A 15623-nucleotide genomic window follows, 5' to 3' on the forward strand; every position below is an offset into this window, starting at 1 on the left:
AAAAAAAGCCAACCTTTACGGGCTGGCTTTTTAATATTAACTAATTCTCACGGGTGAAACTCTTGAAACTACTGACATTATTAATTCCTCCGACATCGGGTAATTAGTGGCAGCTGGATCCGTCCTTACTGCTTTAAGAATTCTTTCCATATCGGATTGGTTAATTCCATAGGCGCTGAAGTCGGAGGGCAGCCCAAGATCGGATAGGAAAACACGGAGCTTTTCCACCACTTTCGCTAAGGTCCCTTTTGAATCTTCATCATGGATTTTCACATTAAAGGCTTCGGCTATCAAATGGGCCTTTGGAAGATATAAATCCGGGGTTGATTCCATGACGACCGGTAATAACACAGCATTTGCCAATCCATGAGGAATACGGAATAACGCCCCATATGCGTGGGCAAAGTTATGAACCGGGATCGCATTCAATGCACTACAAAATGCAGTGATTCCCATCATGCTTCCATGAAGCATTTCCATTCTGGCCTCAATATTCGTTCCGTCCTTTACGGCCCTTGGTAAATTTCTTTCAATAACTCGAATGGCCTGAAATCCATAAGCATCGGTTATTGATGTCGCCGCAGGTGAAACGATCGCTTCCATTGCATGTGTCAATGCATCTGCACCAGTAAACGCCGTAATGTCAGACGGCAGTCCGACTGTTAACTCGGGATCTAGAATGGCAACATCCGAACTTAAAAAAACATTGTATATATTCATTTTCACTTTTTTATGTTCATTATATATGACTGCGATCGGGGATACTTCAGAACCGGTTCCTGCTGTTGTGGGTACGGAAATATGCGGGATACTCATGGATTGGGCTTTTGGAAAACCCTCAAACAGATAACCGCTTGGAATCGCATCTTTAATTTCCGTAATTCCTTTGTATAATCCGAATTTCAATGCCTTTGCGGTATCAATGACACTCCCTCCACCGATGGCCAGTATGGCATCGGCATTCACTTCGCGTGCATATTTCAATGCTTCATTTACACATACACTCGCTGCGTCTTGTGTAACACCCAGAAACTGTCCAACTATTTCAGCTTTGGCACCTAATTTCTGCTGATCAAAAGTTTCGGCAACTTTCTTAACTACACCTGCATTTTCCAAGCCCGCATCACTTACGAGTAGAATCCTTTTGGCCCCGAGACCATTGAAAAGGTTTGGAATGAGTGATCGAGTGTTAGTGCCACTGTAAACCGAAGTCCTTAGCCAAAAATTCGAATGAGCGTTTACGTTCATACAGATCACCTCAGATATATTAGTCTATATTCACAGTTAAGGATTGTTCATACCCTGCCTCAAAGTTCCTGATGGCCACACATTAACAAATATACTAAATAGTAAGCTTGTATCTTGTATCGGCTTTACAAAACCCCATATTCCTTTTCGTTACTTTGATAGATCTCTTCAATCCCCTTCCCTTTTGCCCTGGCTAAAATCTCCATCCGCACCGTTAATTGTTTCATGGTAAAATTCAATATAGCTTGTTGGTCATTGCCAAATGGATTTCCTAACCGATCATATCCCTCCGTATTTAACGCAATGGCCAGAGGTGAAAGTTCCTCCATTCTCTTTTCAACCTGTTTAAAGATATGTGGATGTTCACTGATGATTCGCTGCAGCAGGAAGGTCCCATAAGCAATATGACGTGATTCATCCTTCTTCAAAAGACCCACGCCTTTTAATAAACCAGGCATCATTTTATTAGCTTCGAGAGTCTGATAAAACCCGAAATATCCAGTTTCTGCAAGAACACCCTCGGTAAACATATTATAAACAGTGGCTGCTTCTGCCAAAGCTTCAGGGGATTGGTCGGATAAAAGTTTCTCCATCGCTTCAGGCAATATTTCATAAAAAATCGATTTATAAGTGTCTGAGTGATAAACCGTCAAATCACCCGTTTCACCAATCTGATCTAATGTATAACGAAAGAACTCCATATGCTTCGCTTCCTCGAACAGAAATGTCGTTAAATACATTTCTTCTTCGATCCTGCCTTCTTTGGCTATCGTCATAATGAGGGGCAGCAAATCCAAGGTCACCGCTTCTTCTCCGCCCTGAAAAAGGGATATGATCCTTAATAACACTTGCCTTTCAATATCAGTAAATGACTTCCAATCTTCTTTATCCTGGCTGAAATCAATGTCACGAGGATTCCATATACCGAATTTCTTTGCCTTTTGATAAAGTTTAAATGGCAGGGTATCTTCTCTAAAACTCCGGCTGGTGGTCGTTAAAGTCTTTCTTTTCATGGTAATGCCTCCTTGAAATTATGAACTTTGATTCTCTAAGGATTTTTTTGATTTGTAAGAGTTTTCATTATATTGTAAGATATTAGTAGCATTTATCCTAGCACTGAAAATGTAGGGAGGAATAAAGTCGAATGCTTGAGGAAACTCTGATGAATCATGTAAAAAAGATTTCCCATCAAAAAGATATGGCAAATAAATCACAAATGATCGTAAAGGGCTGTGTGGATTTTTTTTCATTTCAACGCGCTTCTTTATTCAGTTACTCATGTTTAACAGGAATGGGTGAAGGAATATGTGCATGTACAAGTGAAGATACCTTTTCATTACATAATGTTAAAGAAAATATTCATGATATATACCCCATCCACCAAGCAGTCATCCATAACAAACCCATATACTTAACCATCCAACATGCGAAATCCTCCATCCCTGCAAAATACGTTAAAAGATTTTCCATCTCTTCATTGGCTATCATTCCGATAAATGTGAATGACATGGCCATCGGTTTAGTGTTGGTTGATCCCATTCACGCCAACGAGCCTGTTACCAAGAATGATTTAATGAAGCTTTCCCATTATTTAAAACTGGCTGTCGGTTCGACATTGGATTCCGCCCCTCCAACTTACCTTCTAAGCAAACGTGAAGTGGAGGTCCTTCAATATTTAGCCAATGGGTTGGGTTTAAAGCAAATGGCACCAAAAATGAGCGTTAGTGAATTTACAGTCAGAGATCATATTTCTTCTGCTATCAGGAAATTGGGAGTGAATCACCGGACCGAGGCCGTCGCTGTTGCCATAAGACACAAAATGATTATGTGAAACAAAAAAACCTTCAAAGAAGGTTTCGGACTGTAAACAAACTCTATGAAAATCGAGTTTTTTACGGTTTGTACAATTTGAACGTTGATTTCCTCTCCAGGCACTCGCTTTCCCGCGGGCTCCCCTGGACTCATTTTTCCCGCAAGAGTCTCGTACCCTCCGTTCCAATCAACTTTGTTTTAACTTTTAGATGAACCCTTTTGCCTATAGTCTTGATTTTAAGGTGATGAGGATGCTTTCTAAACCAGGATTTTATTCAGCGAAGACACGTAGGTCTCGTTGAGCCCCAATACTTAAATTTAGGCCAAAATTCAAAGGGAGTTTCAAAAGGGGTTCGGAATTTTTTAATTCCGAACCCCTTTTTTTTAAGTCTCATTGAGTCACTTTTTCTTCAACTTTCGTAGTCCAATTCAACTCGTCTGCGACTTTACCTGTTTGGACACCTGTCAGTGTATCATACAGCTTTCTGGAAAGTTCGCCAGTTTCCCCGCTTTGAACAATCATTTCTTCACCATTCCACAAAAATTCACCAATTGGTGATATGACCGCGGCTGTTCCCGTTCCAAAGGCCTCTTCCAAGTGACCTAATTTATGGGCTTCATGGACTTCCTCCATCGAAATGCGTCTTTCCGACACGGGAAGACCCCAATGTTTCAGCAATTCTATAATGGAATCACGAGTAATGCCCGGAAGGATGCTTCCATTTAAAGCAGGGGTGATGATTTCACCATTAATTTTGAAGAACACATTCATGCTTCCAACTTCTTCGATATACTTTTTCTCCACTCCGTCTAACCAAAGAACTTGGGCATAACCCATCTTTTCGGATACTTCCTGGGCTTTTAGGCTCGATGCATAATTACCGCCCGTTTTGGCTTCACCTGTACCTCCATTAACTGCACGTGTAAAAGCTGACTCCACTGCAATTTTAACTGGATGAATGCCTTCTTTATAATACGAACCTACTGGTGACATGATGATGATGAATTGATACTTATTCGATGGAGATACTCCAAGATAAGGCTCAGTAGCTATAATGAATGGCCTGATATATAAAGATGTCCCTTCTACCTGGGGAACCCAATCCTTATCAACGCTAATTAAAGTCTTTAAGGCCTTCAACGCAAAATCAACGTCGATATCCGGTATGCATAATCGGCTATTTGAACTATTTAAGCGTTGGAAATTCTTTTCCGGACGGAATAAGATAATTTCATCCTCTGGTGATGCATATGCCTTCAATCCTTCAAAAACGGATTGACCATAGTGAAAAATCATAGCTGACGGCTCTAATGAGAGCGGTTGATAAGGAACAATTCTTGGATCATGCCACCCTTGCCCTTGTGTGTAATCCATAATAAACATATGATCGGTAAACTGCTTACCGAACTCAAGCTGGTCCGCTTGTGGTTTTTCTTTCTTTGTTGTACTAAGCGTGATTTGCATGTCATGTTCCTTCATTACCAAAACCCCTTGTTGATTAAATTTACAAGATTTCACTTCCATAAAATCTATCTTTAATTAGTTTACTCCTATAAGGAATCATAGTTCAAGTCTTTAAGACGAAATTTTCGGAATTTTTTTAAAATAAATGGGTTTTTCTTTGATTTCCAGACTATGATTCCTGAAAAAAGAACCAATTATCCTGAAACCTCTAAAAATATCAATTCCGATTGTACGCTAAGATGTCTTGAATATTAGATTAATTTTATCAAAATAATCACATTAAAGCCAATGAGAATAATTCTGGTTCATGGCACCTCAAGAGTAAATTCAATCGTTTCCCCTTTTTGTAACCAGGAAAATCGATAAATGAAAAGACTTTTAGCAGATTCGTGAATAAAACACTAAAGCAAATACCTGCAAACCTTATATGTATAATAAAAAACCTAAGAATATATAACATTTTTAACCCGAATCCCTAAAGTGTTTTTTTCGTACCATTCCCATTTTTAAGCCAATGGAATATAGAGGGAATTTTTTCATGAATTGCAAATTAGTAGTTTACTACTAATTAATATTCTTATATACTTATTCCACAAGATAGATAAAACGCATGCAAAACGTTATATTATAGATAAAACGCATGCAACTTTCTTATTTTTGACGAAAAGGGGTAACAATATGACAAAAAACAGATGGTTAATCGCTTTATCCGCTATCGCCATTCACCTTTCAATTGGTGGGGCATATGCATATAGCGTTTACAAAAAACCATTAGTTGAGACTATGGGATGGTCAGAAACTGAAGTAACGTTAGCATTCACAATAATGATGGCGCTTGCAGGAACTTCAGCTGCTTTCTTTGGCAAATTCGTAGAAAAAAATGGTCCAAGGAAGTCAGCCATGGTCGCTGCTGTATTATTCGGTTTAGGACAAGCTGGTTCCGGTTTAGCAGTAATGGTCGATTCACTTCCGCTTTACCTATTGACATATGGGGTTTTAAGTGGACTTGGTATGGGGATCGGGTACATTTCACCAGTATCCACTTTAGTCAAATGGTTCCCAGATCGCAGGGGATTGGCAACAGGAATGGCAGTATTAGGTTTCGGGGCCGGAGCACTCATTACAGCGCCAGTAGCTGCAAGCCTAATGGAATCCGTTGGCATTTATTCTACATATTATATTTTAGGCGCAGGCTATTTCATACTGATGTTCTTAGGGGCATCCTATATTGCCCCTCCAAAGGCCAACTGGCTACCTGAAGGAATGAAGAAAGATATTGAGTCAGGTAAGAAAGAACTGAAGAAAGACCTAAGGCAATTAACTGCAAAAGAAGCGGTTAAAACTAAACACTTCTGGATGTTATGGTCCATGAAATTGATAAATACAAGTGCAGGTATCATGATGATTTCGGTAGCTTCACCAATGGCTCAAGACGTTGTTGGTCTGTCTGTAGCAGGTGCAGCAACATTAGTCGGAATTATGGGAATCTTTAATGGCGGAGGAAGACTTGGCTGGGCAGCAGCATCAGATTATATTGGACGTCCAAATGTTTTCGTCATTTTCTTCATCATTCAAATCGGAGCGTTCCTTTTACTTCCAACGACTACAAATACACTATTGTTCCAAGGACTCATCTTGTTGGTCGTTAGTTGTTATGGAGGAGGATTTTCAAATCTCCCTGCATTTGCCGGGGATTTATTTGGAACTAAGGAAATTGGTGCCATCCACGGTTACCTTTTAACTACATGGTCTCTAGGCGGGGTTTGCGGACCTATGTTAGTTACCGCAATCAGGGAAAGTACGAACAGTTATATCCCGGTTTTCTACGTTTTCGCAGCATTAATTGCAATAGCATTTGCCATCTCCATCTGGTTGCGTCTGGACATTAAAAAAATGCAAAAAGCACAGAAACAAGGAGTAACGAACACATTCAGTAAAATATCCTAATTTAAATCCTTGCAAAAAGGCATTATCAAGTAAAGTTCCATAACCGGAATTTACCTTTGATGATGCCTTTTTTGTTTATGACCTTAACGGTGGCTGCTCTTAAAAAGCCTTCGTATACCTTCCGAGATTGAGATAATTCGAAATCTTTTTGGAACTTTTTATGATTTATCATCCCAGCAGGATTCTTTGCTGGTGCAATTTTCAGCATTGCTTAAACTAAATCGCAATAGTCTAGGGAAATGCAGTTATTGGGATTATCGACTTATGAACGTGAGGACAGGTAAAAGTCATAGTGACCAAATATTTTTTTATGTTGACCTTCATTTTGCAATGAAAGTCTTGTTTTCGTTTGCTTGCCACTATTTTAACAGGCTGTATTCCCATTTCCTTCTGGTCAGCCCAAACAATTTGAACAAGTTATTTAGTTTAACATTAAGCTAAATCAGGGAATCAAGTAAGAGATGGAATTAGGGGGGATTGTCTTGTGGATCAATAAACCGTTTTTCAAATATGCATGCGCGATCATTTTGATCATTTTAATTATTTTTTTACTAGGTAAAATTGATTATGTTCTGCAGCCGCTACAAAAAATCATTGCTGCCATGTTTTTCCCTATTATTGTGGCTGGGCTTTTATACTATATATTACGGCCGGTCGTTAACTTTTTAACTGAATTTATCCCGAGGTCAGCTAGCATCTTCATCGTTTTTTTAATTATATTTAGTATGGTTGGGATGGTAGGTTACTTTGGCAGTCCTGTAATCGTGGACCAATTTCAAAAATTATCTGAAAACCTACCCAGCAAAGTGAAGGAATTCTCTAAAGAATCTGAAGTCATGATTGAAAAAAATGATTTTGGCATGGTTAATATGGAAGAATGGAAAGAAAAAGCGGTCACACATTTGAAAGATTACTCTGAAAAACTCATAGTGAATGTCAATACGATTTTTTCCACGATCACTAGTGTATTAACAGTATTGGTCATTACACCATTCATTTTATTCTATTTCTTGAAGGATGGAGATAAATTAAGACCATTTCTATTAAAATATATTCCGACCGATGTAGAATCAGAGGGAAACACGATTTTAAAAGACGTCGATAAAACCCTTTCAACTTATATTATCGGTCAATTCATCATATCAATCGTCATTGGGACTTTAATGTATATTGGCTACCTTATTATCGGTCTCGATTATGCACTTGTATTAGCCCTATTCGCCATGATTTTTACCGTTGTACCATTCCTTGGTCCATTAATAAGCATCATCCCTGCCCTCTTCATTGCCTTACAGCAAGACATTGGGTTGGCAGTAAAAGTACTCATTGTCCTTACCGTTGTTCAACAAGTCGAAGGGCACTTGGTTACACCGAATATTATGGGAAAACGTCTTAACATTCACCCACTTACCATTATCTTATTGCTGCTTGCTGCAGGATCAATATACGGTTTCATTGGCATTTTAATCGCTATCCCCACTTATTCCGTAGTAAAAACGATTATAGGAAATTTCAGGAAGTTTTATAACTTACGGAAAAGGGTTGCATAATCAGGAATGGTTGTCTACACAATTAATTAAAGACGCTATAAAAAATAAAAACAAAAATCATTCATCAACTTTTCAGACGTAGACAAACTTTAGGATAGGTGAGTTTGCCTGCAGTTTTTTGATTTTAAAAACGTTCCAGTTGGTTCATCCACATAAAACAGTAAAAAACAAGAAGGATAACCTTCTTCCGTGCCTCCTTTTGTAGACAAACTAAAAACGTTGATAATTCTATCAACGTTTTAATAATTTTTTAACAAAGCGTTTGAAAAACGCTTTGAAGCTTTTCTTTTTGATAACTTGCTGGGCATGAAATTTCTTCTCGATATGAATTTCCTCTTTGTTTATGGCATTATTTTCTGCTAATACCAAACCCAAATCGGAGTTGTGATCTTTGTTTAGGACAATTTTATAAGGAATATTATGACTCATTGCCAATTTAATATATTTCCCTAAATATTGATAGTCCATCTGACCATTTAAAAACAAATTGGAACGGGGATACTGCTTCATCATTTGCTCTATCTCGGGATATACATTCGTTTCAAAGACTTGGCTTTTTTTTAGTACGATGACGACGCGCTCCCGTAATGTGCCCAGAAATTCCCTTCGTTCGCCTGGCTTTATTTCTTTTGGACCATGGATTCCTTGTTCTAGATAGTCCTCCACATTTAGGCGTGACAATTCTTTTCCTCCTCCGCTTTCACTTCAATAATGTATGTAATATGGCCAAAAATAGTGCCCATCATTCTTTAAGTATGCATAAAAGTGAAATTTGGTCTAAGTTTGACTTTTCCCATAGTTAATTAGTCTACTCTTATTTTAAAAAAATGTCACTTTAGCCTTACTTCATGCATAGGATAGTATATGTGTAAATTTAGGTTGCTTAAATGAGGGACGGGGAAAAACATGAAAAAATTAATTGTATTTGTATTGATATTCGCCTTTAGTTTTTTGGGGTTCAGTAATACTTCAGGTGCGGCAGCAAGACAACTGATTATCATCAATAAAACCAATAATCAGCTTGCCTATTACGAAAATGATAAATTGGTGAGGGTATTTATCGTGGCGACTGGTAAGAAAGCCTCCTACACTCCTGAAGGAAAGTTCAAGGTAGTGACAAAGATTGTGAATCGTCCCTATTATAAAGGCAACATTAGAGGCGGAGACCCAAAAAACCCTCTAGGTAAAAGATGGCTGGGGATCAATGCAAGGAATACACCAGGAAATACGTACGCAATACACGGCAATAATGATTCTACAACCATTGGGAAATATATAAGTGCCGGTTGTATTCGTATGTATAACAATGATGTTCAATGGCTTTACGATAGGGTGAGAATGAACACTGTAGTCTTGATAGCCAGTTCGAATAAATCATTTGCCAACATAGCTGCAACGAATGGATATAAAGTGAGCGGATCTGTGAGCCTACCTGTAAATACCAACTCTACCCTAAAAAAAGGAAGCAGTGGCCCCCAAGTAATTGAACTGCAAAAAAGATTAACTAAACTTGGATTCAGCACTAAAGGAGTAGATGGGTCATTTGGAAAAAACACAGAAACAGCTGTAAAAAAATTCCAAAGTTCTAAAAAGCTTACTTCTGATGGGATCGTCGGACCAAAAACGAAAAAAGCGCTTGGACTTAAATAATTTTCATTGCCGATATCCACTTTTAGAGGATATCTTTTTTGTGTTTTAACTTTCCGGCCTATACATTATTACCCATATCGTCTTTAATTTTCCACCATCAGTTATTGACTTTATGTTATAATTTATACATCAACAGCTAATCATAATCGCACTGTCATTACATACAAGGAGGTAATACAAATGTACGATGAAATTCTCGTAAATTCCATTAAAGCAATTTTTGTTATTGGCACCATCTCGATGTTCGTGATATTAGGATTCGTAAAAGGACGACGGTTTTAACTTTATCCAATTCTTTAAAATATCCTCACTTGCCTGATTACTTGTATTTTTTTCATACCGGTAATCAGGTTATTTTCAGTCAGAAAAAAAGCATATCCTCTCTGGGCATGCTTTTCCTTACCAATTATCCGTTTTATCTAAAAGTTGATCGATGTCAAATGTATCAAGATGGAATGGAACTGACTCTTCTGCAATCGCTTCAGTGGCTAACAATAATTGGTCGATATCGATAATGGCCAAAACAGTCCTCTCCCTTTTTTAATGGTTTTACCCTCATTTTTAATACACTAAACAATTCGTTCAAAAGATATATTATTAGAGGGTATCCTTTAAATTTTACATTTGACAATTATTTTAGATGCAGAGAATCCTTTTCAGATCCTTCCGGAGAAAGCGTATGTATCAATTTAACCAGCTTATAAAAGGTCCCGCTGCATATTGTTACCTCGGGAAGATTATGAAATATTGATTTTTTATTAATATGATAATTGTCTTTCTCAGGTGAATACACAATAATTTTCTTATTTAAAGACAAAGCATATCCAAGCTCATATAGATTACCTTTTCCTGCTGTTAGGAAGATCAGCATGAAATCGGCTTCCTCAATCCCCTTTTTCTCATATTCTCCAATGCCGTCCGTTATTTGGTTTTTCTCATCATTCGTAATTAAATTCAAGTCATTCACACATGTAAACCCTTTTGAAGTCAATTTCTTGATCAATGATTTGACTTGCTTTAAATTTTTTTCATCTGATGCTATATAATATTTCACACATACACCTCCAAAAAATATAACTATTGATACTTTTTACCTACGTTACCTATACTATACATATTCGTTATAAAGAACGCAATATCCTTTCCCAAAAATTAAAAAATAATTAATTGGAAATTTTAAGCGAAATAAAAAACCATCATTCCTTTACAGGTCATGATGGTTTCAGACTGTAGACATACTCAATGAAAATCGAGTTTGCCTGTTTTTTTAGGGGTTTGTACAATTAGACTGTTAATTTCCTCTCCAGGCACTCGCTTTCCGCGGGCTCCCCAGGACTCGTTTTTCCCGCAGGAGTCTCGCACACCCGCTCCAATCAACTTTGTTTAACTTTTAGATAGAACCCTTTTTTCCAAAAGTCTTCATTGTTTTAAATAGAATGATTAAAACTTGAGGTGATGATGGTGCTTTCTCCTGGATAAATACTTGGGCGTCCTACTCTGAAAACATATCTTTCACCAAATCATAAATGAAAGTGAAGTCGATCCGGGGTATTTTATACAGGGAATCAAGATCACCGTCGAGTTCTCATTACTACAAAAAATAATACTATGTACGTATTGACATTCCGAGTTACAAAATTTCCATAGAATTTCAAGAAATACAAAATAAAAACCTTGTCCTTTAACCGGCAAGGTTTTTTATTTTTCATATGTGATATTTTCTATTTCAATCCTGAAGGGTGCAGCCTCACAAATATTGATTCCCCTATCCAGATTTACCTTTTCCATTTCACTTGCATCCGGAATTGTTTTTTTATCGTGAATAAAATGTTCGACCATGGATTCCAGCAATTCTTGAGCACAAGCTAAGGCATCTACCCGATTCCTACCGCTAACGGAAGAAATAATTCCTTCTCGCCTAAAATCCGGGAAACAAACCTGAACGGAAAAAGAGTCGATAATTAACGGGTGTTTTTCATAATAGAATACGGCTGGGTACTCAAAGATTTGAATGGTCAAAATATCATCCCTTCATACAAAATTTAGGCTTTTATATTAATTATAACATGAATTTCCATTTTATATAGGTTTAATTTACTTTTCTTTGTTTTGTCAAGTTAATTTTAGCACTCAATAGGTTGTTATGTCCGTATTTACTGTGAAATAAAAAAACACCAGGAAAATCAGAATCACGAGAACATTCAAGATTATACCTACAATGCTGCACACTTTTCCGGCTGTCACCAATCCATCTCCAGATTCACCAGTAAGCTTAATTTCTTGTTTACTCTTCGATGCAAATATTAAACCGAGAATACCTAATATGATGCCTACGAATGGAATAAACAGGGATAATACCCCCATGATCAATGATACAATTGCTTTGCTATTGCTTCTTTTAATTTCCGACATGCATTCCACCTTCTTTCTTCCATTATATATACGGTTATTAAAAGCAAAAGATTCATTTTTTGTGTACTCATTCATCACTAATATTCCAGTTGATTCCAGAAGTCCGCTCCCTTTCCGCCGACTGTATGGATCATGGAGTATAATCGAGTCTTCTTTTAAAACAAGGTTGAGGGTGAGACACTTCCGAACCTCGTAGACAAGTAAAAAACGACTCATTTCTGAGCCGTTTTTTTAGGTTCGTTTCAATTCAAGTCTCTGGGCTACCAAAGAAAGACTATAATTCACAATGAAGTACATGAGAGCCACCAGGATCAAAATCGGTATTAAATACTTTTGACTTTGTCCATATATGATTTGACCATGATGGGTCAGCTCCGGCAAAGAGATGACAACAGCTAAAGAGGTATCCTTTAATAAAGAAATGAATTGGCTGACAATGGGAGGAACCATACGGCGCAGCGCTTGGGGCAGAATAATATGTATCAATGCCTGTGTATAGCTCAATCCTGATGAACGGGCAGCTTCCATTTGGCCTTTATCAATGGATTTTAGCCCACTTCGAATGACTTCAGAAAGCATGGCTGACTCAAAAATTGTCAAGGCAACTATGGCTGCTGGAATGATTTCCAGTTTAATCCGTATCTCCGGCAAAGCAAAATAGGTAAAAAATATTATTAATAACAGAGGCAAATTACGAACCGTTTCTACAATCAGAGCTAATATTTGTGATAACACCGGCACTTTTGCGTATCGGATTATACCTACAAGGCCGCCAATAATGAAACTTAGAATAATGGATATAAAAGCTACCTGGAGCGTTACCCAAAATCCTTCTAATAAAAACTTAAGATTATCTGGTGTATAGGCACCTGCAAAATCCATATCTTATACCTCCCTCAATTACTCTTAGCCAGACGTTTTTCCAAATAACCAACGCCAAAACTTAAAGGAATGGTAAGAATTAAGTAAAACGCTGCAACGAAAATGTACACATCAAACACGACAAATGTCCTTGAAGAAATCAAATCCCCGTGGTACATAAGATCGAGTCCTGCAACAACGGCTAAAATGGAAGAATTCTTTACTAGATTGATAAATTGGTTTCCTAAAGGAGGAATGACTATTTTAACGGCCTGCGGCAGAATGACGAACCTCATTGCCTGTCCATATGTCAGGCCTGAAGAACGGGCAGCTTCCATTTGACCCTTTGGCACAGAAAGTATACCTGCTCGAATTGCCTCAGCTATGAAAGATGATGTGTAAATGGTCAAGGCTAATGTCCCGGCGTATAGACCGCTTAGTTTAAGACCGAGAAAGAAGAAAAAGGTAATGATCAATAACGGTATGTTCCGAATGAACTCGACATAGGCGGTACCCAGCCAGTTTAGTAGCTTTATTGGCGCAATCCGCATGATGGCAATTAGCACACCAAGAATCAAACTCGCTATCAACGCGACCAAGCTCGACATGATCGTATTTTTAAAGCCTAATAAATACATATCCAGATTCTCTGTTAAAATGGAGAAATCAAGCACGGCATACACTCCTTTAACTAGTAAGGATGAGCAAAGCGCTCATCCTCACAGACAAATGTTCAAATGTTATTTTAGGTCAGCTTTCCTTATCAATTGCTAAAATGTTTAATGTTTAATCCATTTATCATGGATTTCATCGTACTTGCCTGAATCTTTAAGTGACTTAAGGGCTTTATTCAACTCTTCAACAAATTCGGCATTTCCTTTTTTCACGGCAATTCCATAAGGTTCTTCCGTAAATGTACCGCCAACAAGCTCATAACTTGGATCTTCATCTGCCATTCCATAAAGGATGGAATCATCCGTGGTCAATGCATCTCCTTGTCCGGATTTAAGTGCAGCGAACGCTTCGGAATAGTTTTCAAATTCAAGCACTTGTGCCTCAGGAGCTTTTTCACGGATATTTATGGAAGAAGTAGAGCCCTTGACAGCCAATACCTTTTTACCTTTTAAACTATCAATACCCTTGATATCGCTGCCCTTTTTGACTAACAAAGATTGTCCGGCGTCGAAATAAACATCAGTGAAGTCTACTTCTTTTTTACGATCTTCCGTGATTGTCATGGTCGCTACAATCGCATCAATATCACCATTATTCAATAATGCCATCCTGGTTTTAGATGTCACTTCTTTAAATTCAACTTTATTCTCATCACCAAGGATTTCTGCTGCAAGAGCTTTGGCAATATCGATATCAAAGCCTTCAACCTCTCCTGTACTAGGATTCTTCAATCCGAATAGCCTTGTATCATTTTTCACCCCAAAAACGATCTTATCCTTTTCCTTCACTTGTGCGAGAACATCTTTTTCTTTGTCTTTGCCTCCACCCTCTTCAGCTTTGTCTGAATCGTTCCCCCCGCCGCATCCAGCTAATAAAATGACAGCCAGTAAGGATAGCAAAGATAATTTTAACCATTTCTTTTTCTTCAACATGTAATTCACCCCTGTTTTTTTAATGATTTAATATACGGCTAAGGAATAAACGAGCCCTCTCTTCACGAGGATTGGCGTAAAACTCAGCCGGTGATGCCTCTTCTAAAACCCTGCCTTCGTCCATGAATACAATTCGATCCGCTACTTCACGGGCAAATCCCATTTCGTGCGTGACCACGACCATCGTCATTCCTTCATGGGCAAGTGCTTTCATTACATCCAGTACCTCGCCAATCATTTCTGGATCCAAGGCTGAGGTAGGTTCATCAAATAGCATGATTTCGGGGCCCATTGCCAAACCTCTGGCAATCGCTACCCGTTGCTGCTGTCCACCTGAAAGCTGAGAAGGAAATGAATTCGCTTTATCTCCAATCCCCACTTTGTCCAGATACTTCAGTGCAATCTTTTTCGCTTCCTCTTCAGATTGTCCTAGAACCTTCCTGGGAGCAAGCATGATATTCTCGAGCACTGTTTTATGGGGATACAAGTGAAAATGCTGGAAAACCATACCGATATTCCGACGAAGTTTGTTTATGTCCGTTTTTTTATCCGCTACATTTAGACCATTTATGGAAAGGGAACCTTGCGAAATGGTCTCTAGACGATTAATGCATCGAAGCAGTGTACTTTTCCCTGAACCGGAAGGACCGATGACCACTACCACCTCCCCCTTCTTAATTGTAAGATTAATTTCTTTCAATACATGGAAATCACCATAATACTTATTCACTCGGTCAAAAACTATCATAATTAGCCCCCTGCCCAAAACTGAAAATTTATAATAATCAGAATTCTAAAAGCGTAATATAGCACTCTCTTAACTCGAAACAAATCTTATGTATAATCCTTTCTTCAAATATTATTTCCCAATATTTCATAATTCAAAGTGAATAGTCCATTTTTATTGTTATTTTAAACTAGTAATTTAAATAATATATTCAATATTCACATTTTTTATTATATATAATATTTCTTAAAATTACCATATAAACTTTAAATTGTTAAAAACGATATTATATTTCATGATATTATTGCTATATTTCATAAAACTGATAAATTTAAACTGATATC

The 15623-nt window shown here is 37.8% G+C and carries 16 protein-coding genes; 4 read left to right on the forward strand and 12 right to left on the reverse strand.

Annotated elements, in window-relative coordinates:
• Positions 1-36: 36 nt before the first annotated feature.
• Together ABOA58_RS14385 and ABOA58_RS14390 are read right to left on the reverse strand one after the other, a co-directional pair.
• Positions 37-1248, reverse strand: a complete 1212-nt coding sequence (locus ABOA58_RS14385) for an iron-containing alcohol dehydrogenase (RefSeq protein ID WP_350298933.1) — start codon at positions 1246-1248, stop codon at positions 37-39.
• A 125-nt stretch (positions 1249-1373) separates the two neighbouring features.
• Positions 1374-2261 (reverse strand): R2-like ligand-binding oxidase, encoded by an 888-nt coding sequence (locus ABOA58_RS14390; RefSeq protein ID WP_350298934.1) that lies wholly within the window; start codon positions 2259-2261, stop codon positions 1374-1376.
• A 131-nt stretch (positions 2262-2392) separates the two neighbouring features.
• Here ABOA58_RS14390 and ABOA58_RS14395 point away from each other — a divergent pair, with 131 nt between their 5' ends.
• The gene (locus ABOA58_RS14395; protein ID WP_350298935.1) at positions 2393-3079 is read left to right on the forward strand and encodes a response regulator transcription factor; all 687 of its coding nucleotides are present in this window, start codon (positions 2393-2395) and stop codon (positions 3077-3079) included.
• A 372-nt stretch (positions 3080-3451) separates the two neighbouring features.
• Here the strand turns inward: ABOA58_RS14395 and ABOA58_RS14400 are convergent, their stop codons facing one another.
• Positions 3452-4540 (reverse strand): branched-chain amino acid aminotransferase, encoded by a 1089-nt coding sequence (locus tag ABOA58_RS14400; RefSeq protein ID WP_350298936.1) that lies wholly within the window; start codon positions 4538-4540, stop codon positions 3452-3454.
• 663 nt (positions 4541-5203) lie between these two features.
• Here ABOA58_RS14400 and ABOA58_RS14405 point away from each other — a divergent pair.
• The gene (locus tag ABOA58_RS14405; RefSeq protein WP_350298937.1) at positions 5204-6472 is read left to right on the forward strand and encodes an L-lactate MFS transporter; all 1269 of its coding nucleotides are present in this window, start codon (positions 5204-5206) and stop codon (positions 6470-6472) included.
• A gap of 482 nt (positions 6473-6954) precedes the next feature.
• Entirely contained in the window at positions 6955-8022 is a 1068-nt protein-coding gene (locus tag ABOA58_RS14410; protein ID WP_350298938.1) for an AI-2E family transporter, read from the forward strand.
• A gap of 231 nt (positions 8023-8253) precedes the next feature.
• Here the strand turns inward: ABOA58_RS14410 and ABOA58_RS14415 are convergent, their stop codons facing one another.
• Positions 8254-8703 carry a YueI family protein gene (locus ABOA58_RS14415; RefSeq protein ID WP_350298939.1) on the reverse strand — a complete coding sequence of 150 codons (450 nt, stop codon included), beginning with the start codon at positions 8701-8703 and terminating at the stop codon, positions 8254-8256.
• 225 nt (positions 8704-8928) lie between these two features.
• Here ABOA58_RS14415 and ABOA58_RS14420 point away from each other — a divergent pair, with 225 nt between their 5' ends.
• Positions 8929-9672 carry a L,D-transpeptidase family protein gene (locus ABOA58_RS14420; RefSeq protein ID WP_350298940.1) on the forward strand — a complete coding sequence of 248 codons (744 nt, stop codon included), beginning with the start codon at positions 8929-8931 and terminating at the stop codon, positions 9670-9672.
• Positions 9673-10071: 399 nt separating this feature from the next.
• On the opposite strand, the gene ABOA58_RS14425 is transcribed toward ABOA58_RS14420, so the two are convergent.
• The 8 genes from ABOA58_RS14425 to ABOA58_RS14460 form a co-directional block, all read right to left on the reverse strand.
• On the reverse strand, positions 10072-10194 hold the full coding sequence (locus tag ABOA58_RS14425) for a hypothetical protein (protein ID WP_272492815.1): 123 nt from the start codon (positions 10192-10194) through the stop codon (positions 10072-10074).
• A 109-nt stretch (positions 10195-10303) separates the two neighbouring features.
• Positions 10304-10726, reverse strand: coding sequence for a nucleoside 2-deoxyribosyltransferase (locus tag ABOA58_RS14430; RefSeq protein ID WP_350298941.1), 423 nt, complete (start codon positions 10724-10726; stop codon positions 10304-10306).
• Positions 10727-11370: 644 nt separating this feature from the next.
• Positions 11371-11691 (reverse strand): type II toxin-antitoxin system HicB family antitoxin, encoded by a 321-nt coding sequence (locus ABOA58_RS14435; protein WP_048686335.1) that lies wholly within the window; start codon positions 11689-11691, stop codon positions 11371-11373.
• A 111-nt stretch (positions 11692-11802) separates the two neighbouring features.
• Entirely contained in the window at positions 11803-12084 is a 282-nt protein-coding gene (locus tag ABOA58_RS14440) for a DUF4190 domain-containing protein (protein ID WP_350298942.1), read from the reverse strand.
• 231 nt (positions 12085-12315) lie between these two features.
• Entirely contained in the window at positions 12316-12966 is a 651-nt protein-coding gene (locus ABOA58_RS14445; RefSeq protein ID WP_034307000.1) for an amino acid ABC transporter permease, read from the reverse strand.
• 14 nt (positions 12967-12980) lie between these two features.
• Positions 12981-13619, reverse strand: coding sequence for an amino acid ABC transporter permease (locus ABOA58_RS14450; protein ID WP_350298943.1), 639 nt, complete (start codon positions 13617-13619; stop codon positions 12981-12983).
• A 105-nt stretch (positions 13620-13724) separates the two neighbouring features.
• The gene (locus ABOA58_RS14455) at positions 13725-14552 is read right to left on the reverse strand and encodes a transporter substrate-binding domain-containing protein (RefSeq protein WP_101225415.1); all 828 of its coding nucleotides are present in this window, start codon (positions 14550-14552) and stop codon (positions 13725-13727) included.
• Positions 14553-14571: 19 nt separating this feature from the next.
• Complete coding sequence (locus ABOA58_RS14460) at positions 14572-15300, reverse strand: amino acid ABC transporter ATP-binding protein (RefSeq protein WP_048687119.1); 729 nt, start codon at positions 15298-15300, stop codon at positions 14572-14574.
• Positions 15301-15623: the final 323 nt, after the last annotated feature.

The sequence above is a fragment of the Peribacillus frigoritolerans genome (assembly GCF_040250305.1).
GTDB lineage: Bacteria > Bacillota > Bacilli > Bacillales > DSM-1321 > Peribacillus.

Coding starts and splice junctions, on each gene's coding strand:
- ABOA58_RS14400 (WP_350298936.1), bottom strand. CDS start 4,540: ATGAAGGAACATGACATGCAAATCACGCTTAGTACAACAAAGAAAGAA.
- ABOA58_RS14460 (WP_048687119.1), bottom strand. CDS start 15,300: ATGATAGTTTTTGACCGAGTGAATAAGTATTATGGTGATTTCCATGTA.
- ABOA58_RS14455 (WP_101225415.1), bottom strand. CDS start 14,552: ATGTTGAAGAAAAAGAAATGGTTAAAATTATCTTTGCTATCCTTACTG.
- ABOA58_RS14440 (WP_350298942.1), bottom strand. CDS start 12,084: ATGTCGGAAATTAAAAGAAGCAATAGCAAAGCAATTGTATCATTGATC.
- ABOA58_RS14445 (WP_034307000.1), bottom strand. CDS start 12,966: ATGGATTTTGCAGGTGCCTATACACCAGATAATCTTAAGTTTTTATTA.
- ABOA58_RS14395 (WP_350298935.1), top strand. CDS start 2,393: ATGCTTGAGGAAACTCTGATGAATCATGTAAAAAAGATTTCCCATCAA.
- ABOA58_RS14405 (WP_350298937.1), top strand. CDS start 5,204: ATGACAAAAAACAGATGGTTAATCGCTTTATCCGCTATCGCCATTCAC.
- ABOA58_RS14385 (WP_350298933.1), bottom strand. CDS start 1,248: ATGAACGTAAACGCTCATTCGAATTTTTGGCTAAGGACTTCGGTTTAC.
- ABOA58_RS14420 (WP_350298940.1), top strand. CDS start 8,929: ATGAAAAAATTAATTGTATTTGTATTGATATTCGCCTTTAGTTTTTTG.
- ABOA58_RS14390 (WP_350298934.1), bottom strand. CDS start 2,261: ATGAAAAGAAAGACTTTAACGACCACCAGCCGGAGTTTTAGAGAAGAT.